The organism is Enterobacter sp. RIT418 (assembly GCF_003057745.1).
Classification (GTDB): Bacteria; Pseudomonadota; Gammaproteobacteria; order Enterobacterales; family Enterobacteriaceae; genus Enterobacter.
Window position 1 is genome coordinate 82919 of the sequence record NZ_QBJD02000007.1, and the last position, 19260, is coordinate 102178.

19 protein-coding genes are annotated in these 19260 nt (G+C 56.8%); 12 read left to right on the top strand and 7 right to left on the bottom strand.

Annotated elements, in window-relative coordinates; translation table 11 throughout:
- Positions 1-50: 50 nt before the first annotated feature.
- The 8 genes from DBY73_RS10100 (at position 51) to DBY73_RS10135 (ending at position 6425) form a co-directional block, all read left to right on the top strand.
- On the top strand, positions 51-464 hold the full coding sequence (locus DBY73_RS10100) for a DNA polymerase III subunit psi (protein WP_112011021.1): 414 nt from the start codon (positions 51-53) through the stop codon (positions 462-464).
- The gene (rimI, locus tag DBY73_RS10105; RefSeq protein WP_112011022.1) at positions 439-876 is read left to right on the top strand and encodes a ribosomal protein S18-alanine N-acetyltransferase; all 438 of its coding nucleotides are present in this window, start codon (positions 439-441) and stop codon (positions 874-876) included. The genes DBY73_RS10100 and rimI overlap by 26 nt, the downstream gene beginning before the upstream one ends.
- A 19-nt stretch (positions 877-895) precedes the next feature.
- Positions 896-1573, top strand: a complete 678-nt coding sequence (yjjG, locus tag DBY73_RS10110; RefSeq protein ID WP_112011023.1) for a pyrimidine 5'-nucleotidase — start codon at positions 896-898, stop codon at positions 1571-1573.
- Positions 1574-1664: 91 nt separating this feature from the next.
- Positions 1665-3254, top strand: a complete 1590-nt coding sequence (gene prfC / locus DBY73_RS10115) for a peptide chain release factor 3 (protein WP_112011024.1) — start codon at positions 1665-1667, stop codon at positions 3252-3254.
- 303 nt (positions 3255-3557) lie between these two features.
- Positions 3558-4175 carry a molecular chaperone OsmY gene (gene osmY / locus DBY73_RS10120; protein ID WP_112011025.1) on the top strand — a complete coding sequence of 206 codons (618 nt, stop codon included), beginning with the start codon at positions 3558-3560 and terminating at the stop codon, positions 4173-4175.
- A gap of 128 nt (positions 4176-4303) precedes the next feature.
- Positions 4304-4465 (top strand): DUF1328 domain-containing protein, encoded by a 162-nt coding sequence (locus tag DBY73_RS10125; protein ID WP_003856556.1) that lies wholly within the window; start codon positions 4304-4306, stop codon positions 4463-4465.
- Between the two features lie 122 nt (positions 4466-4587).
- Entirely contained in the window at positions 4588-5640 is a 1053-nt protein-coding gene (locus tag DBY73_RS10130) for a patatin family protein (RefSeq protein ID WP_112011026.1), read from the top strand.
- Entirely contained in the window at positions 5640-6425 is a 786-nt protein-coding gene (locus tag DBY73_RS10135) for a TatD family hydrolase (RefSeq protein ID WP_112011027.1), read from the top strand. Before DBY73_RS10130 ends, DBY73_RS10135 begins: the two co-directional genes overlap by 1 nt.
- On the opposite strand, the gene DBY73_RS10140 is transcribed toward DBY73_RS10135, so the two are convergent.
- Both DBY73_RS10140 and DBY73_RS10145 read right to left on the bottom strand, forming a co-directional pair.
- Complete coding sequence (locus tag DBY73_RS10140) at positions 6414-7274, bottom strand: YjjW family glycine radical enzyme activase (RefSeq protein WP_112011028.1); 861 nt, start codon at positions 7272-7274, stop codon at positions 6414-6416. The genes DBY73_RS10135 and DBY73_RS10140 overlap by 12 nt on opposite strands.
- The gene (locus DBY73_RS10145; protein WP_112011029.1) at positions 7249-8796 is read right to left on the bottom strand and encodes a YjjI family glycine radical enzyme; all 1548 of its coding nucleotides are present in this window, start codon (positions 8794-8796) and stop codon (positions 7249-7251) included. Before DBY73_RS10145 ends, DBY73_RS10140 begins: the two co-directional genes overlap by 26 nt.
- Positions 8797-9058: 262 nt before the next feature.
- Between DBY73_RS10145 and deoC the strand changes: the two genes are divergently transcribed.
- The 4 genes from deoC to deoD all read left to right on the top strand — a co-directional run bounded on the left by deoC (position 9059) and on the right by deoD (position 13397).
- A complete protein-coding gene (gene deoC / locus DBY73_RS10150; protein WP_220092925.1) occupies positions 9059-9838 on the top strand; it encodes a deoxyribose-phosphate aldolase in 780 nt (259 codons plus the stop codon).
- 109 nt (positions 9839-9947) lie between these two features.
- Entirely contained in the window at positions 9948-11270 is a 1323-nt protein-coding gene (gene deoA / locus DBY73_RS10155; protein WP_112011154.1) for a thymidine phosphorylase, read from the top strand.
- A 52-nt stretch (positions 11271-11322) separates the two neighbouring features.
- A complete protein-coding gene (gene deoB / locus DBY73_RS10160; protein WP_112011031.1) occupies positions 11323-12546 on the top strand; it encodes a phosphopentomutase in 1224 nt (407 codons plus the stop codon).
- 131 nt (positions 12547-12677) lie between these two features.
- On the top strand, positions 12678-13397 hold the full coding sequence (deoD, locus tag DBY73_RS10165) for a purine-nucleoside phosphorylase (RefSeq protein WP_065357047.1): 720 nt from the start codon (positions 12678-12680) through the stop codon (positions 13395-13397).
- Between the two features lie 39 nt (positions 13398-13436).
- Here the strand turns inward: deoD and DBY73_RS10170 are convergent, their stop codons facing one another.
- The 5 genes from DBY73_RS10170 to DBY73_RS10190 form a co-directional block, all read right to left on the bottom strand.
- Complete coding sequence (locus tag DBY73_RS10170) at positions 13437-14141, bottom strand: DUF1120 domain-containing protein (RefSeq protein ID WP_112011032.1); 705 nt, start codon at positions 14139-14141, stop codon at positions 13437-13439.
- A gap of 145 nt (positions 14142-14286) precedes the next feature.
- Complete coding sequence (locus tag DBY73_RS10175) at positions 14287-16698, bottom strand: fimbrial biogenesis usher protein (protein ID WP_112011033.1); 2412 nt, start codon at positions 16696-16698, stop codon at positions 14287-14289.
- 17 nt (positions 16699-16715) lie between these two features.
- A complete protein-coding gene (locus DBY73_RS10180) occupies positions 16716-17417 on the bottom strand; it encodes a fimbria/pilus chaperone family protein (RefSeq protein WP_112011034.1) in 702 nt (233 codons plus the stop codon).
- Between the two features lie 71 nt (positions 17418-17488).
- On the bottom strand, positions 17489-18202 hold the full coding sequence (locus DBY73_RS10185) for a DUF1120 domain-containing protein (protein WP_112011035.1): 714 nt from the start codon (positions 18200-18202) through the stop codon (positions 17489-17491).
- A 259-nt stretch (positions 18203-18461) separates the two neighbouring features.
- Positions 18462-19169, bottom strand: coding sequence for a DUF1120 domain-containing protein (locus DBY73_RS10190; protein ID WP_112011036.1), 708 nt, complete (start codon positions 19167-19169; stop codon positions 18462-18464).
- Between the last annotated feature and the right edge of the window lie 91 nt (positions 19170-19260).

The following is a 19260-nucleotide window of genomic DNA, read 5'->3' on the forward strand; positions in this document are numbered from 1 at the left end:
TTTCGACACATTTGCTATATTTGCGCGCCTGAGAGACAGGAGATTTCGCTATGACATCCCGACGAGACTGGCAGTTGCAGCAGCTGGGCATTACCCAGTGGGCCTTGCGTCGCCCGACGGCGCTGCAGGGTGAAATCGCGATCGCGATACCTGCACACGTGCGTCTGGTGATGGTGGCGGATGAACCGCCCGCCCTGAGCGAAACCGTTATTGGTGATGTGCTTCGTAGCCTAAAGCTCACGCCGGATCAGGTTTTGCAGCTCACGCCCGACCGCGTGGCGATGCTGCCGCCTGAAAGCCGCTGTAACAGCTGGCGCATGGGCGACGTGGGCGATATTTCTTTGGAAGGGAGCCAGATCTGCTCGCCAGCGCTGGAAGAACTTAAGGCCAACCCAAAAGCGCGCAGCGCGCTGTGGCAACAAATTTGCGATGACGAACATGATTTCTTCCCTCACGACGCCTGATCTCGCGCAAGCGTTCGCGATTGAAACCCGCGCCCACGCGTTTCCCTGGAGCGAGAAGACCTTTGCCAGCAATCAGGGCGAGCGTTATCTGAACTACCGTCTGGACGTTGACGGCACGATGGCGGCATTCGCCATCACGCAGGTCGTTCTGGACGAAGCGACGCTGTTTAACATTGCGGTTGATCCCGCGTTTCAGCGTCGGGGGCTCGGAAGAGCGCTGCTGGAGCACCTCATTCGCGAGCTTGAAACCCGTGACGTTTTCACCCTGTGGCTGGAAGTGCGCGCCTCGAACGTCGCCGCCATCGCGCTCTACGAAAGCTTAGGCTTTAACGAGGCGACAATCCGCCGTAACTACTACCCCACCGCAGAGGGACGTGAAGACGCCATTATTATGGCTCTGCCGATTGGATAACAAAAATAAGGTTGTAACGATGAAATGGGACTGGATTTTCTTTGATGCCGACGAAACGCTGTTTACGTTTGACTCGTTCGGCGGCCTACAGCGGATGTTTCTCGATTATAGCGTGACCTTCACCGCGGAAGATTTTCAGGACTATCAGGCGGTGAACAAGCCGCTGTGGGTGGACTACCAGAACGGTGCCATCAGCGCGTTACAGCTACAGCATCAGCGTTTTGACGTGTGGGCCGAGCGGCTCAACGTCAGCCCGGGTTTGCTGAACGAGGCGTTTCTGAACGCGATGGCGGATATTTGCGCGCCGCTGCCGGGGGCCGTTTCCCTGCTGAACGCGCTGAGAGGGAAGGTGAAGCTTGGGATCATTACCAACGGCTTTACCGCCCTGCAGCAGATCCGCCTTGAGCGTACCGGCCTGCGCGATTATTTCGACGCGCTGGTGATCTCGGAAGAGGTCGGCGTGCCAAAGCCGGACCCGCGAATTTTTGACCATGCGCTTGAGCTGGCGGGGAACCCCGACCGCGCGCGCGTGCTGATGGTCGGCGATACCGCCGAATCCGATATTCTTGGCGGCATGAACTCAGGTCTGTCGACCGTCTGGCTTAACGCGCACGGTCGCGCTCAGCCGGAAGGCATCCAGCCGACCTGGACCGTCACGTCATTGAACGAACTGGAGCAGCTCCTGTGTAAACAATGATTGCCTGCCCCCCGTTGATGGGTAAAATAGCCGCAATTTTGTATTCCATGATGCGTGGCGTGCTGCCGCGCTTATAAAAGAAGATTTAATTATGACGTTGTCTCCTTATCTGCAAGAGGTGGCCAAGCGCCGCACTTTTGCCATTATCTCGCACCCGGATGCCGGTAAAACGACCATCACCGAGAAGGTGCTGCTGTTCGGACAGGCCATCCAGACCGCCGGTACCGTTAAGGGCCGCGGCTCCAGCCAGCATGCCAAATCCGACTGGATGGAGATGGAAAAGCAGCGTGGTATTTCGATTACCACGTCCGTGATGCAGTTCCCGTATCACGACTGCCTGGTAAACCTGCTGGACACCCCGGGGCACGAAGACTTCTCCGAAGATACCTATCGTACTCTGACGGCGGTGGACTGCTGCCTGATGGTGATCGACGCCGCGAAAGGGGTAGAAGATCGTACCCGCAAGCTGATGGAAGTGACCCGCCTGCGCGATACGCCGATCCTCACCTTTATGAACAAACTTGACCGCGACATCCGCGATCCGATGGAGCTGATGGATGAGGTCGAAAACGAGCTGAAAATCGCCTGTGCGCCAATCACCTGGCCGATCGGCTGCGGCAAGCTGTTCAAGGGCGTTTATCATCTCTATAAAGACGAGACCTATCTGTATCAGACCGGTAAAGGCCACACCATTCAGGAAGTGCGCATCGTTAAAGGTCTGGACAACCCGGAGCTGGACGCGGCGGTTGGCGAAGATCTGGCGGCGCAGCTGCGCGATGAGCTGGAGCTGGTGAAAGGTGCGTCTCACGAGTTCGATAAAGAGCTGTTCCTGGCGGGTGAAATCACCCCGGTATTCTTCGGTACCGCGCTGGGTAACTTTGGCGTTGACCATATGCTTGACGGCCTGGTGGAGTGGGCACCGAAGCCTATGCCGCGTAAAACCGACACTCGCGAGGTGGAAGCGCAGGAAGAGAAGTTCACCGGCTTCGTATTTAAGATTCAGGCCAACATGGACCCGAAACACCGCGACCGCGTGGCCTTTATGCGCGTGGTCTCCGGCAAATACGAAAAAGGCATGAAGCTGCGCCAGGTGCGTATCGGTAAAGACGTGGTGATCTCCGACGCGCTGACCTTTATGGCCGGCGACCGCTCGCACGTTGAAGAAGCCTATCCGGGCGACATCATCGGCCTGCACAACCACGGCACTATCCAGATTGGCGATACCTTTACCCAGGGCGAAATGATGAAGTTCACCGGCATTCCGAACTTCGCCCCTGAGCTGTTCCGCCGCATTCGCCTGCGCGATCCGCTGAAGCAGAAACAGCTGCTGAAAGGCCTGGTTCAGCTTTCGGAAGAGGGCGCGGTACAGGTGTTCCGTCCGATTGCCAACAACGACCTGATCGTTGGCGCGGTCGGCGTCCTGCAGTTTGACGTGGTGGTTGCGCGCCTTAAGAGCGAATATAACGTTGAGGCGATTTACGAATCGGTCAACGTGGCGACGGCGCGCTGGGTTGAGTGCGCTGACGTGAAGAAATTCGAAGAGTTTAAGCGCAAGAACGAGGTTCAGCTGGCGCTGGACGGCGGCGATAACCTGACGTATATCGCCCCAACCATGGTTAACCTGAACCTGACGCAGGAACGTTATCCTGACGTGCAGTTCCGTAAAACTCGCGAGCACTAATCCCCTTCAGAGCACGGCAGCCGCCGTGCTCTTCTTTAATTCCTGTCTTATTAATCCCTTGCGGAATGTTCTTAATTCATCGCTTTTTATTATTGATTGCGCGTTTTTTCCGCAATTCTGAAAGCGGCTTCGGAAATGTGATCTATATTTAACTCAGTGTTTAACACCGGGCGTGGATGAATTAACTGTTCAATGCATGACTTTGGGTTCGCCATTTTGCCCACGTGTTTATTCGCAAAATATAAATCTAGTGATAAAGGAAGTTTGACGCCCGAATAACGGGCAAAACACAGGAATACATCGATGAATATGACAAGACTGAAGATTTCTAAAACTCTGCTGGCCGTAACGTTAGGTAGCGCCCTGGTAAGCGGTTCCGTTTTCGCGGAAACCACCACTATGGACAAAGCGCAGTCCTCAGCGAATAGCGCAGGGGAAAAAATCGATAGCTCTATGAATAAAGTCGGTAATTTCATGGACGACAGCTCCATCACAGCAAAAGTGAAAGCAGCCCTGGTGGACGATGAAGCCATCAAGAGCACCGACATTTCAGTAAAAACTGAGAAAAAAGTTGTCACCCTGAGCGGCTTTGTTGAAAGCCAGGCCCAGGCTGAACAGGCCGTGAAAGTGGCCAAAGGCGTTGAAGGCGTCGCCTCTGTGAGCGATAAGCTGCACGTTCGGGACGCGAAAGACTCCTCCGTGAAAGGTTATGCCGGGGATGCGGCTACCACCAGCGAAATCAAAGCTAAACTATTAGCAGATGACGTCGTGCCGTCTCGCAAGGTGAAAGTTGAAACGACCGATGGTGTGGTTCAGCTTTCCGGTACGGTGGATTCGCAGGCACAGATTGAACGTGCTGAAACCATCGCCAAAGCCGTTGATGGCGTGAAAAGCGTCAAAAACGATCTGAAAGCGAAGTAATCGACATAATTCGCCCTAACGGCTGAGGCCTGCGGGCGAAATAACAACGACACTTGAATACTGCGCCGGTGAGGTGCCTGAGCACTCACGTTTAGCGGCCGACATTAACTATGGTAAAGGAGAGGCTTATGTTTCGTTGGGGCATTATATTTCTGGTTATCGCGTTAATTGCCGCCGCATTGGGCTTTGGTGGACTGGCAGGTACAGCTGCATGGGCAGCTAAAATTGTCTTCGTTGTCGGTATTATCCTGTTCCTGGTCAGCCTGTTTACGGGTCGACGCCGTCCGTAGCGATACGCTCATTGAAAACAATACTTCAAAGCCAGTCCATGCGACTGGCTTTTCTTGTTTGAGTAATCGTACCTGAGTGCGGTACTGTGTCTTCACAGAACAATAAAAACAGGAAAGCAGAGGTGGGGCAGCGAATACCCGTTACGCTCGGAAATATTGCGCCGCTCGCGCTAAAACCGTTTCACGCAGGCCAGCTTGCGCTGGTATGTGAAGGCGGCGGACAGCGCGGCATTTTCACGGCCGGCGTGCTGGACGAATTTATGCGCGCGCAATTTAACCCGTTCGATCTCTATTTTGGCACCTCTGCCGGGGCGCAAAACCTGTCTGCCTACGTCTGCAACCAGCCCGGCTACGCCCGAAAAGTCATCATGCGCTACACCACGGCGAAAGAGTTTTTCAATCCAGTGCGCTTCGTGCGCGGCGGAAATCTTATCGATTTAGACTGGCTGCTGGATTCCACCTCCAGCCAAATGCCGCTGGCGATGGACACGGCGGCGCGGCTTTTCGATACCGGTAAAGCGTTCTGGATGTGCGCCAGCAAAGGCGATGATTACTCCCCCAGCTATTTTTCACCGCAGAAAGAGAACTGGCTCGATATTATCCGCGCTTCAAGCGCTATTCCCGGCTTTTACCGTACGGGCGCGCTGCTGGAGGGGATCAGCTATCTGGACGGCGGCATTAGCGACGCGGTGCCCGTGCAGGAAGCGGCGCGCCGTGGCGCAAAAACCATTGTGGTGATCCGCACGGTGCCTTCGCAAATGTATTACACCCCGCAGTGGTTTAAGCGCATGGAGCGCTGGCTGGGCGACAGCAGCCTGCAGCCGCTGGTGGACATCGCCCATCGGCACGAGTCCAGCTACGGCGAGATGCAGCGTTTCATTGAAAAACCGCCGGGCAAGCTGCGTATCTTTGAAATTTATCCGCCAAGGCCGCTGGTCAGCATGGCGCTCGGCAGCCGTTTACCCGCGCTGCGCCAGGACTATAAAACCGGTCGGCTGTGCGGACGCTATTTCCTCGCGACGGTGGGCAAAATGCTGGCAGCACAGCCGCCGATTCGCCGGCATAAAACGATCATTACGCCGCCCGCCGTCGTGGCCAACGACGTGCTCGACGTGCCGCTGGTGGATGTGGCACAGGCAAACGACACCGCGTTCGATAACGAGGATCTGGCGTAATGCACCGCTTTGTCGACACCCACTGCCATTTTGACTTTCCGCCGTTTACGGGAGATGAGCCGCACAGCATCGTCCGCGCGGCGCAGGCGGGCGTGCGGGCCATCATTGTACCGTCTGTTCAGGCCGACAGGTTCGAGCGCGTGCTCGATCTCGCCCGGCATCACGATGCGGTATTCGCGGCGCTGGGGCTGCATCCGATCGTTATTGAGCAGCATCGCGATGAGGATATCGACAGGCTGGATGACGCGCTGAAAGCGCCGAACGGCAAGCTCGTTGCCATCGGCGAGATCGGCCTCGATCTCTACCGGGACGATCCGCAGTTTGAGCGTCAGCAGGCGATCCTGGATGCGCAGCTTCGGCTGGCAAAGCGTCACGATCTGCCGGTGATCCTCCATTCCCGCCGTACGCATGACAAGCTGGCGATGCACCTTAAACGCCAGAACCTGCCGCGCACCGGCGTCGTGCACGGCTTTTCAGGCAGCCTGCAGCAGGCGCAGCGGTTTATTGAACTCGGCTACAGGATTGGCGTGGGCGGGACGATCACCTATCCCCGCGCCAGCAAAACCCGCGACGTCATCGCGCAGCTCCCTCTCTCGGCGCTGTTGCTGGAAACCGATGCGCCGGATATGCCGTTAAGCGGCTTTCAGGGCCAGCCTAACCGCCCGGAGCAGGCGGCGCGCGTGTTTGCTGAACTGTGCGAACTGCGAAAGGAGCCGGAGGATGTGATTGCCGATGCGCTGCTCGAAAACACCCGCGCAACGTTCGGCATCACGCTAGAGGTATAGCGCCGGACGAAGCACCGTAATCTGCTGTTTTTCAAGCGCCCGCGCCAGCGGCTCCACGTCATCCGGCGTGGCGCTGCGCCATGACGCCGCCTCGCCGTAAACCCCGTGCGCGTGAAAGGCGTTAATGCGCACCGGAATGCTCCCAAGCGCGCGGATAAACGCCGCCAGGGCGGGAAAATGGTCCATATAATCACACCGCTCAGGAATCACCAGCAGCCTCAGCTCGGTAAGGCGCTGACGTTCGGCCAGCCAGCGTATGCTCTGCTTAATCTGAGGATTGTCGCGCCCCGTCAGGAAGCGGTGATGCTCATTGCCCCACGCCTTGAGATCCAGCATCGCCCCGTCAAGCACCGGAAGGAGTTTCTGCCAGCCGGTTTCGCTCAGCAGGCCATTGCTGTCCACCAGGCAGGTTAAGTGGCGCAGTGCAGGGTCGGCTTTGATCGCTGAAAACAGGGCGATCAAAAACGGCAGCTGGGTTGTCGCTTCGCCGCCGCTCGCGGTGATCCCTTCAATAAAGGGCGAGGCCTTGCGGACCTGCGCGAGGATCTCCTCGACGCTGTAGCGCTGCGCCATGGGCGTCGCCTGCTGCTGGCACAGGTGCAGGCAAGTATCGCACTGGTGGCAGAGGCTCTCCTGCCACCAGACGCGGCCGGCCTGCACGTTTAGCGCATCGTGCGGGCAGTGGGGAACGCAGTCGCCGCAGTCGTTGCAGCGGCCGATCGTCCACGGGTTGTGGCAGGTTTTACAGCGCAGGTTGCACCCCTGCAGGAACAGCGCCAGGCGGCTGCCCGGCCCGTCCACGCAGGAAAACGGGATAACCTGACTAACTAAAGCGCATCTGCTGTTCATGGCTCACCACTCGCGGCTGTCGCTCCAGAATGCGGGTATTGCGCGCGGCCTCCTCGCCGAGCCAGGTGGTGTTAGTGCGTGACCCCGCCTCGCGGTACTTCTCAAGATCCGACAAACGCACCATGTACCCGGTCACGCGCACCAGATCGTTACCGGCGACGTTAGCGGTAAACTCGCGCATCCCGGCCCTGAACGCGCCCAGGCAAAGCTGGACGACGGCCTGCGGGTTGCGCTTAACCGTCTCTTCCAGCGTCAGAATGTCGCTGATCCCGGCGTGGTAATACTGATGGTGCGGCGCTACGGCCAGCAGGTGGCTGATGGGATCGGGCTCATCGCCATAGGGCAGGCGCGCGCCCGGCGTGGTGCCTGAGTCGGAGCTGATCCCCGACTGGGCGTGCAGCATCGCCCGCTGCTTCCAGCCGTGTTTTACCGGCGTTTTGTCGACAAACGTCGAGAGCTGTTCGCTGATGCGATAGCCCAGCGCGTTCGCCCGTTCGTCCTTGCCGTAACGTCCTTCGATACCTTCCTTTTCGCACAGCGTATTGACCGCTTCCGCGAGGCCGTACATGCCAAACATCGGCACGAAACGATCGGCGTCGATCAGCCCCTCTTTCACCAGGAAGCTATTCTCAAAGAAGCCGGACTGCTGATAGAGGAAATCGCAGCGGGCATCGATGATGGCAATCTGCTGCTGGCAGTAGTGCGGCAGGGCGCGAGTGAAGAAGTCCTCGATGGATTCGCTGCGCTCGGCAATCGCCTTCAGATTGAGGCGCACCAGGGTGCTGCCGCCGCCCGCGAGCGGCAGGGAGTTGTAACAGCTAACCACGCCGTAGCGTCCTTTTGTGAAAATTTTATCATTCACAGGGCCATTCGAAACGTGCGGTTTACTGCATTCACATATGTTATTAGCGACGTTTAGCAGCAGATCGTCCGGCGTGACCTGCGGGTCATAGATAAAGGTCAGATTGGGTGCAACCTGCTTAAGCTCAGCATCGGCGCGGAGAATGGCGCGCGTGACGGGCGTATCTTCCGGGCCGATGTTGGCGTGCATAAAGGCATCCGGCAGCGTGCGGTCCAGGTAGCGCCAGAAACGTTTTATTCGGCTATCGATTTCTTCTTGTGTTAGAATTTTAACATACGGTTGCAGCAGTGCATCCAGATGGCCCAGGTACACCGGCATGGAGGTAACGGAGGGAACATGGTGGTAGAGAATGGTGAGCAGCGACAGCGCGTCATCAAGATCCTGCGCCCCCTCCAGCTCAAGCCAGTCGGAACCGTTTGCGAGGAATTTGGCGTAGTCCGGCAGCACGTAGCGCGGCTTGTAGGGGGCGTGCCCCTCAAACATATCGCAGATAACGCCTTCGTCCAGCGCGGCGCGGGCTGCGGAGGGAAGCGCCGGGTAGGGGAGGTTGTTTTCCGCTTCCAGCGCCAGAAAATGACGCTTCTGCTCGGGGCTCAACACCGGGCTTGTCACAATTTGCTGGCAACGTTGGCGCATGTCATCGGGGCTGGCGTGGGACATATTCGCTTCCTTTATCGTTCTGCGGATGATGCTGAGAATTTTAAGAAGCGATCCCGCCAGGGCTATTGATCCCACAGGGGTAACCGCTGTTTTAGGCAGCCGTTATCGGGTTAAAATTTGACGTCGATCTCATTACAGTAATGCAAATTTGCACGAAGTTTTCATTAACTGTGATGAATGTCGAAGTGTGAGTGCGGCTGGATGTTAGAATAGTCACAGACCGCAAGGTGAAATTTATACGGCGATGCCGTTGGAGAATGTTATGACCGATTTAACCGCAAGCAGCCTGCGCGCGCTGAAGCTGATGGACCTGACCACCCTGAACGATGACGACACCAATGAGAAAGTCATCGCCCTGTGCCATCAGGCGAAAACCCCCGTCGGCAACACCGCCGCTATCTGCATTTACCCGCGTTTTATCCCTATCGCGCGTAAAACCCTGAACGAGCAGGGCACGCCGGACGTGCGTATCGCGACCGTGACGAACTTCCCGCACGGTAACGACGACATCGAGATTGCGCTGGCAGAAACCCGCGCGGCGATTGCCTACGGTGCGGATGAAGTTGACGTAGTGTTCCCGTACCGCGCGCTGATCGCCGGCAACGAGCAGGTAGGTTTTGACCTGGTGAAAGCGTGTAAAGACGCATGCGCCGCGGCAGACGTGCTGCTGAAAGTGATCATCGAAACCGGCGAGCTTAAAGAAGAAGCGCTGATTCGCAAAGCGTCTGAAATCTCCATCAAAGCCGGCGCGGACTTCATCAAAACCTCTACCGGTAAAGTGCCGGTGAACGCGACGCCGGAAAGCGCGCGCATCATGATGGAAGTGATCCGCGATATGGGCGTATCAAAAACCGTTGGCTTCAAACCGGCGGGCGGCGTGCGCACCGCGGAAGACGCGCAGCAGTTCCTGGCGATCGCGGACGAACTGTTCGGCGCCGACTGGGCCGATGCCCGCCACTACCGCTTCGGCGCATCCAGCCTGCTGGCAAGCCTGCTGAAAGCGCTGGGTCACGGCGACGGTAAGAGCGCAAGCAGCTACTGATTGTCAGCCAATGCCGGATGACGCTTCGCTTATCCGGCCTACAGGGTCGTAGGGCGGGTCAGCGTAGCGCCACCCGCCACAATTCCCCCGATTCCGCATGGAGGTTACCGTGTTTCTCGCACAAGAAATTATTCGTAAAAAACGTGATGGTCATGCATTAAGCGACGAAGAGATCCGCTTCTTTATCAACGGCATTCGTGATAACACCATCTCTGAAGGGCAGATTGCCGCCCTGGCGATGACCATCTTCTTCCACGATATGTCGATGCCTGAGCGCGTGTCGCTGACCATGGCGATGCGAGATTCAGGAACCGTGCTGGACTGGAAAAGCCTCAACCTTAACGGCCCGATTGTGGATAAACACTCCACCGGCGGCGTGGGTGATGTTACCTCGCTGATGCTTGGCCCGATGGTGGCCGCCTGCGGCGGTTACATTCCGATGATTTCCGGGCGTGGCCTGGGCCACACGGGCGGTACGCTCGACAAGCTGGAAGCCATTCCGGGCTTCGATATCTTCCCGGACGACAGCCGCTTCCGCGACATTATTAAAGACGTTGGCGTGGCGATTATCGGCCAGACCAGCTCGCTTGCTCCGGCAGACAAGCGTTTCTACGCTACGCGTGACATTACCGCGACCGTTGACTCCATCCCGCTGATCACCGCCTCGATTCTGGCTAAAAAGCTGGCGGAAGGCCTGGACGCGCTGGTGATGGACGTGAAGGTGGGCAGCGGCGCGTTTATGCCAACCTATGAACTCTCTGCCGCACTGGCGGAAGCCATTGTGGGCGTCTCCAACGGTGCGGGCGTACGTACGACCGCTCTGCTGACCGACATGAACCAGGTCCTCGCGTCCAGCGCCGGTAACGCCGTCGAAGTGCGCGAAGCCGTGCAGTTCCTGACGGGCGAATACCGCAACCCGCGTCTGCTCGACGTCACCATGGCGCTGTGCGTTGAGATGTTAATCTCCGGCAAGCTGGCCAAAGACGACGCGGAGGCGCGCGCCAAACTTCAGGCGGTGCTGGACAACGGTAAGGCGGCGGAGATCTTTGGCCGCATGGTGGCGGCGCAAAAAGGCCCAACCGACTTCGTTGAGAATTATGCGAAATATCTGCCAACCGCGATGCTCAGCAAGGCGGTATATGCCGACGCGGAAGGATTTGTCTCCGCGATGGATACCCGCGCGCTCGGCATGGCGGTCGTTTCCATGGGCGGCGGTCGTCGTCAGGCATCAGATACCATTGACTACAGCGTCGGCTTTACCGAGATGGCCCGTCTGGGCGACAGCGTTGACGGGCAGCGCCCGCTGGCGGTGATCCACGCGAAGGATGAGGCCAGCTGGCAGGATGCGGCGAAAGCGGTGAAAGCGGCCATTACCCTTGACGATAAAGCACCAGAAAGCACGCCTTGCGTCTATCGTCGCATCATCGAATGACTGTATACTGATCTGATCCCTATTTTTTAAGCACTGAGTACGGAGAACAATTATGAAACGTGCATTTATTATGGTGCTGGACTCATTCGGCATCGGCGCAACCGAAGATGCAGAACGTTTTGGCGACGTGGGTTCCGATACCATGGGCCACATCGCGGAAGCCTGTGCGAAGGGCGAAGCGGACAACGGTCGTAAAGGCCCGCTGAATCTGCCAAACCTGACCCGCCTCGGTCTGGTGAAGGCGCATGAAGGTTCTACCGGTAAAATCGCAGCCGGTATGGACGGCAACGCGGAAGTGGTGGGCGCCTACGCCTGGGCTCACGAGCTCTCTTCCGGTAAAGATACCCCGTCTGGCCACTGGGAAATTGCCGGTGTGCCGGTGCTGTTCGACTGGGGCTATTTCTCCGATCACGAGAACAGCTTCCCGCAGGAGCTGCTGGACAAGCTGGTGAAGCGCGCCAACCTGCCGGGCTACCTCGGTAACTGCCACTCTTCCGGTACCGTGATCCTGGACCAGCTCGGCGAAGAGCACATGAAAACCGGTAAGCCGATTTTCTACACCTCCGCTGACTCCGTATTCCAGATTGCCTGCCACGAAGAAACATTTGGCCTGGATAAACTCTACGAGCTGTGCGAAATCGCCCGTGAAGAGCTGACCGAAGGCGGTTACAACATTGGCCGCGTGATTGCGCGTCCGTTTATCGGCGACAAGGCGGGTAACTTCCAGCGTACCGGTAACCGTCATGACCTGGCCGTTGAGCCACCGGCGCCTACCGTGCTGCAAAAGCTGGTCGAAGAGAAAGACGGCCACGTGGTCTCCGTGGGTAAAATCGCGGATATCTACGCTAACTGCGGCATTACCAAAAAAGTGAAAGCCACCGGTCTGGACGCGCTGTTTGATGCGACCATCAAAGAGATGAAGGAAGCGGGCGACAAGACCATTGTCTTCACCAACTTCGTCGACTTCGACTCCTCCTGGGGCCACCGTCGCGACGTGGCGGGCTATGCTGCCGGTCTGGAGCTGTTCGACCGCCGTCTGCCGGAGCTGATGGAGCTGGTAGGAGAAGACGACATTCTGATCCTGACCGCTGACCACGGCTGCGACCCAACCTGGACCGGTACCGACCACACCCGCGAGCATATTCCGGTGCTGGTGTACGGCCCGAAAGTCAAACCAGGCTCGCTGGGACACCGTGAAACCTTCGCGGACATCGGCCAGACGATTGCGAAATACTTTGGTACGTCCGATATGGAATATGGCAAGGCTATGTTCTGAATCATTTTGGGTGCGGTCTGATGGCCTCACCCCGGCACTCTCCCACGAGAAACACGGGTGCGGTCTAATGCCCTCACCCCAACCCTCTCCCACAGGGAGAGGGAGAATTTAAAAATGAAAAGGAACTGAAGATGGCAACTCCTCACATTAATGCAGAAATGGGTGATTTCGCTGACGTCGTATTGATGCCGGGCGACCCGCTGCGCGCGAAGCACATTGCGGAAACTTTCCTCGAAGACGTGCGTGAAGTGAACAACGTTCGCGGCATGCTGGGCTTCACCGGGACATACAAAGGCCGCAAGATCTCCGTTATGGGCCACGGCATGGGCATCCCATCCTGCTCCATCTACACCAAAGAGCTGATCACCGACTTCGGCGTGAAGAAAATCATTCGCGTGGGCTCCTGCGGCGCGGTGCGTATGGACGTTAAGCTGCGCGACGTGGTTATCGGCATGGGCGCATGTACCGACTCCAAAGTAAACCGTATCCGCTTTAAGGATCACGACTTCTCCGCCATCGCAGACTTCGACATGGTGCGCAACGCGGTTGACGCGGCAAAAGCGCTGGGCGTTGACGCACGCGTGGGCAACCTGTTCTCTGCCGATCTGTTCTACTCTCCTGACGGCGAAATGTTCGACGTGATGGAGAAGTACGGCATCCTGGGCGTGGAAATGGAAGCGGCGGGCATCTACGGCGTGGCGGCTGAGTTTGGTGCGAAAGCGCTGACCATCTGCACCGTATCTGACCACATCCGTACCCACGAGCAGACCACTGCCGCGGAGCGTCAGACCACCTTCAACGACATGATCAAAATCGCGCTGGAATCCGTTCTGCTGGGCGATAAAGAGTAATGTTGTGCAGTCGGGCGGCCTTCGCCGCCCGGTTTTTCTTTACAGGTACACCACGCTGATGGTTGCCTGACCATCAAATTCGGTACGTTCCGTCAACGAGAGCTTCTTAAGGCTTTCCACCGCCAGCGAGACGTTAAGCGGGAAGGTAACGCGCGTCACCGACATCGGTTCGGTTTTACCCGTCCGCGCTACGCTCATCAGTCCTAAATCCTTATTGGCGATAGTTCCCGTATTCGTTTTCTGCCAGCGGCTGGCTCCTCTTCCTGCCGTTGCTGCCGTGCGAATAGGTTCGGCAGACGCGCCGTTCGCGGTGACTTCAGCCGTGCGCGTATAAATCGCGTAAGCACCGATGTTTTTACCGTCATGGGTCTTGCCCAGGCCGAAGGTGGCCGTGGAGCCGCGCAGGGCATCGCCGCTGGCCGTGGCGTTCATCACCTTCAGATTCGCGGTGCCGCCGGTGCTGGCGTTGGTTTCGGTGCGGTTATCGGCAATGCTCCAGCCAACTTTGGTTGGCGTCGGGCAGGAGATGGTCAGGTTCAGGCTTTTATCACCCAGCTGCGTTGCCTCGGTTTGCGACAAGTCGCCCACCTCCACGCGTCCAAAATCGATCACGCCGTTATTGCTGAGTTCCGGCGTGCAGGGAAGGCTCGTGAGCGAGGCCTGCACCTTCAGGACGGCGGCTTCATCAGCCTGGGCGCTGGTGGCGGCCAACGCCAGTGCGGCAAAGAGAAGACTCTTTTTCATTTTTTTTCCTTAACATAGAGTTAAATAAGCATTTCATTACGTCTTTACAGCGACGGTGTTTTACTGATTTTCTTTTTATTCGCTCGGGTTACTCACCCGAAAGTGAATCCTGTTTGTTCCGCGTCACGACTGAAGATGGCCAGCCTCACCGGCACACGCCCTGTGCTTTTTCGTAATACGCGTCCTTATCTTTCTCATCGCTCAGGGAGTAGTGGATTTCGCAGATTCTGTTCATCCTGTCGTCCACAACGTAAAGCGCCGGGGTGCCCGATGCGTCGGAAATAAAGACGATGCCGTTATCCATCACGCTGACGACGTAGTGACTGTTGCTGTCGACGATGCTTAGCCCGCGATCCAGCCATTCACCGCTCTCTCGTTTGACCTCCAGCAGGACGCGGCGGGTATTCAGCACCCTGAAGTCAACCTGCGCAAACGAGCCGTAGGCCGCCGAGACGGACTGAATCCCGTTCGACAGGTCCATCCCTTTTGGCAGCGAGCCGGTGTTAATCACAATCTGTGATTTTTGCCATTCGCGCAGCCCGGGCACCACGGCCTGGCCCCAGTAGTCGGTCCAGACGGTGCCGTCCGGCGTGGAGATCTCAATGCCGCTCTCCGGTTCGCTCAGGCGCGCAATGCCAAACGTCTCCTTGATGGGGTAGGGGGTAAAGGTCATGCCGTGGCGGTGAAGGGCGATCCCGCCGCTTAATGACGTGCTGTAGCTGCGCTGATCTCCATCGCTCACCCCGGCTGAAAGACCGAGCTGCGTGTAATGCAGGTTGGAGTTGAGGTTGCCGTAGAAGGCGTTGCTTTTATCTTTATGATCGCGATCGGCTGAGAGGGAGTAGCTCACGTTTTGACTGACGTTTCCGCTGAGCTGCGCGCCGTAGGTCTTATTTTCACCCTGGCTGCGCACATAGGTGCTGATACGTTCTGCGCCAAAAGGCAGGTTCAGGTTGACATAAAACAGGTCATCATCCCGGCTTTGGGTATCGTCGCCGCTGCTGTTGTTCATGGCGTGCTGCCAGTTGACCGAAAGGGACGCGTGGCCTCGGCTCTTACTCCACGAGGCTAACAGATAGCGTGAGTCATCCCCCTGTTCATAGCCTGACGTGGCGCTGTACTGGAAAGACACGGCGCCGAGCAGATCGTGGCTCCAGCTGAGGTTTGCGCTCCACGCATTCTGGGCGCTTAACGCCCCCTCATCCATTGCTTCGGTAAACTCGCGGAAATCCCCCTGGTACTGCGTTGCGCTAAGCCCCAGCGAAAGCTGGGAAGGGAGAAGAAGGTTGCTCATCAGCTCGGCCTTGCCGCCGCGCTGAGTGCCGTAAAAGTCAGACTGGCTCAATAACACCGTGGAGGAGATCATCCAGTCGTCGTTGATTGACCATTCCAGCATGCCGCCGGCCGCCTGATACTTTTCCGCCAGTACGCCGGCGGTTACGCCAGAAAGCTGCGCGGCCAGCCGCGTTCCGGTTGACGCGTTGAACACCCAGGGGGAGCTCTCCGCACTGCCGCTGTCGCGGACCCGTCCCAAAGACAGGCTCAGCCCCTCACTGCGGGCGAATCCGCTGAGGTTCAATGATGATGCCGGAACCGTAAACCGGGTGGTTGCGCCATTCGTTTCAATCACGCTGACGTCGAGATCGCTGTTGCCGCGCACCACCGGCACGTCCGTCAGGGTGAACGGGCCCGCATTGACCATTGACGAGTAAATCACCTGTCCGGACTGACGGATTTCCACGCGGGCCTGATTGCTTCGGGCGATGCCGGTAATGGTGGTCGAGGGAATATTCGGCTGGAGGCCCGTTTCGGGCAAAAGCTGGAGCCCGGTGATTTGCGCCCCGCTAAACAGCGCCGAACTGACGTTGATCTGCCCCACCTGCGCGCGCACCTTACGCGCTTCGAAGACGTGTTCTGCGTAGGTATACAAATTCTCCGCGCTGCGCTGGCCGTTATCATCCGTGAGGATGTAATGACTGCGCAGGGTCCAGTTTGCCGCGTTGATGCCGGTGCCAATATTCCCCTGGGTATAGGTGCTGCTGCCACTGCTGCCGTACTGGTTGTAATTGCTGAAGGCGCTGTAGTTGATCAGACCCGCGACCCCACCATAGGAATAATATTTTGCGGAATAGAATCCGTTATCCATGGCTTCTGCGGGGACGAACAGCTCGATAGAATCGGTATTTGGCTTCGGGGTGATCGTGGCGGAAGGGTAGTCCTTCAGCAGGTCGTGGCACGTTTCATCCGGACGGGGCTTCAGCGGCAGCAGGCCGGTTGCTGCGGTGAAATCATTATCCGCGCAGAGATGGCCCTCTTCACCGATCTCGACAGCCAGCATGCCTTTATCCACGCCGTTGATTTTGACCTGCAGCGCATGCTTTCCGGGCAGGAAACGCTGAGCCTCAGAGAAATAGTGGGCGAGGTTGGTACTGATACCCCGGTTTGTCAAAATATCCGTATTAAAGTCCAGCTCGGCCGCGTGCAGCGTTAAGACGGGCAGAAAGGCTGAAGCAAACGCCGCCTGCTGCAGCCTGTTATGCGCTAAGAATCCCTTCATCAACGCGTCTCCGTCAATTAACGCTTAAGCGGAGCGGTGTAGTTTTCGACTTCGATCCCGTATCGGCTGGCAGGGCTAAACTCTACGGCGTTGTCTGCGCTGCCGGCGGGTTTATCCATTTGCACGTTCATGGTTTCGCCCGGCAGGATGAACGTTTTGTTCAATACGCCTTCCGTGCGCGAAGGAAGAAGCGTCACGTTGGTGTTGAAGCGAACAACATACGGCGAGCTGTTCTTCACCTGCACTTCCTTTCCCGCTACGGACCAGGAGAGCAGCGTCCAGGCATCGGTGACAACGGGCAGGGTTTCAGGATGAATGAGTACCGGCAAGCTCTGTCGAATATTGATCCCGACCTTCACGTTTTTATCGCTGGTCTTTGGTGGAATGCCCTCAAAAATGACGCGCTTGTAATGTTCCACGGTCAGCGGCTTGTCGGTTTCAAGAATGAAGCGAACCTGCTGCTCCTGGCCTGGCTCAAGCCTGACGAGAGGCTGCGTCACGGTAAGCTTTACCCCGACATCATCTTCGGAATCAACAATGGAGGTATAGAGCAGAGTAGGAATGGTGTCGGTGTTTTTGACGTTCATCACGCCGCCATGGCTGGCTTCATCAATCATCAACAGGGTGGTTTCAGGCACCATGCCGGCTGCAAACAGCGGGGATGACAGGGCGACGTAGAGTACGGACATTAAGGACAACGATTTCAGGTTAGTAGACATAGCGTTCACGGGTTCGGCGAAGTAAAGAAACGCCTCGCGGGACGCGAGGCGTTTTTCAAAGAAGATCTCAATCAGAGATAAACCAGGGTGATGGTGGATTGACCATCGAGATCGGTTTTATCCGTCAGGGTGAGGTTTTTGCTCGGTCCAATAGCCAGGGCGACCTTCAGCGGGAAGCTGGCGCTGGTGAAGGCCAGCGGTGCGCGAGCGCCCATCGCGGAGACGGTCATGACGTCGCTGCCGTTGTTGTAAATGATGCCGGTTGCCCACATGTTGATCCAGCTTTTGCTGCTGATGGTGCCGCCGCTATACAGCGTGCTGGCGATAGGCTGCACCGCAACGCCATCGGCGGTTACGGCGGAGAGGTCGGTTGAAACGGCGTAGCCGCCGATGTTTTCACCCGCGCTGGTTTTGCCTACGCCGCTCAGCATTGCGCCGGAGGCTCTCCCACCGTTTGCGGTGCCGTTTTCAACGTAAAATTCGCTGGCGAGGGTTTTCGCACCCAGGTTTGAATCTGGGCGATCGTCTTTAATCGCCCAGCCAACGCGCGTGGCCGACTGGCATTTGATGGTCAGCGTCATGTTTTTATGACCGGCCTGATAAGGCACGGCTGAAGAGAGTGAGTCCAGACCCACTTCACCAAAATTCGCCAGACCGCCGTTAGTGAGTTCCGGTACGCAGCCCGCAGTGGTCAGCGAGCCCTGGACTTTCAGCATAGCAGTAGGATCGGCATATGCTGCCGTTGCGGTCAGAGATAATACCGCAGCAAGAAGATGCTTTTTCATCGTTTTTCCTTAACCATAAAGATGAAATAATGTTGAGCTTGTTTGAATAAAATTATTCTTAATTACGCTTGCTATTCTTAAGTGCATGAATAACAAGTGCGCAGATTCTAATGGTCATTACTGTGATTAAGAATTTAGTTTTTCTACGTTACGGTTTGAGTTTTATTAACTGATCAATGAATACATTTGTGTATGTATTTATTGTTAGCCGTAAAACGGCGGAAAAATTCCGCCGTAAAAAATATCATGTATTAAGTTTTTATAAATAAAGCAGCGTAATGGTCGTTTCGCCGCTCAATTGCGCCTCATCGGTAGTGGTAAGACGATTCGTATTAACAATCGCCAGAGACACCTTGAAAGGATAAACCACATTCGTGATCGGCAGCGGCGAAATCGTTCCCGGCCGGGTGGCCGTCATTATTTCCGCATTGCCGTTGGCAATCACGCCAGAGCTCAGGTGGCGCCACATATATTCTCCCTGGCTATTAACCCACGATGGGGCAAAAATGGCCTGGGCCGGGACGCCGTTGGCGGTGATTTCATTGAGGCGGGTGCTGATCGCGTAAGCCCCAATCTTCTCGCCCGCCGCAGTGGTACCGACGCCGTAGGTTGTTCCGGCGCCGAACACGTCACCGCCGTTATCTTTCGCTTCGCGAATAACGAATTCGCTGGAGCTCAGGTCGTTTGCGGCGTTGGAGTCTTCTTTATTGTCGGCGATGCTCCAGGCCACCTTAGTGGCGGCTGGGCAGTTGATGGTTAAAGACATGTCTTTATGGCCCATCTGGTTGGTCTCAGTTGGGGACAGTTTATCCAGCGCAATGGTGCCAAAATCTATGGCGCCTCCATTGCTTAAGGTTGGGGTACAGGAGGCATTATTCATTTTGCCTTTTACTTTCATGACGACGGAATCAGCGAGCGCGGCGGACGACGCCAGAGCAACAAGCGTCGCGAGAGCGATTTTTTTCATTGTTAATCCTTAACCATAAATTAAAATAGGATATATTTGTATGGAGTGTTGCTTGCATAATACAAGCGAGAAGATTTTATTAAGAGAAAGG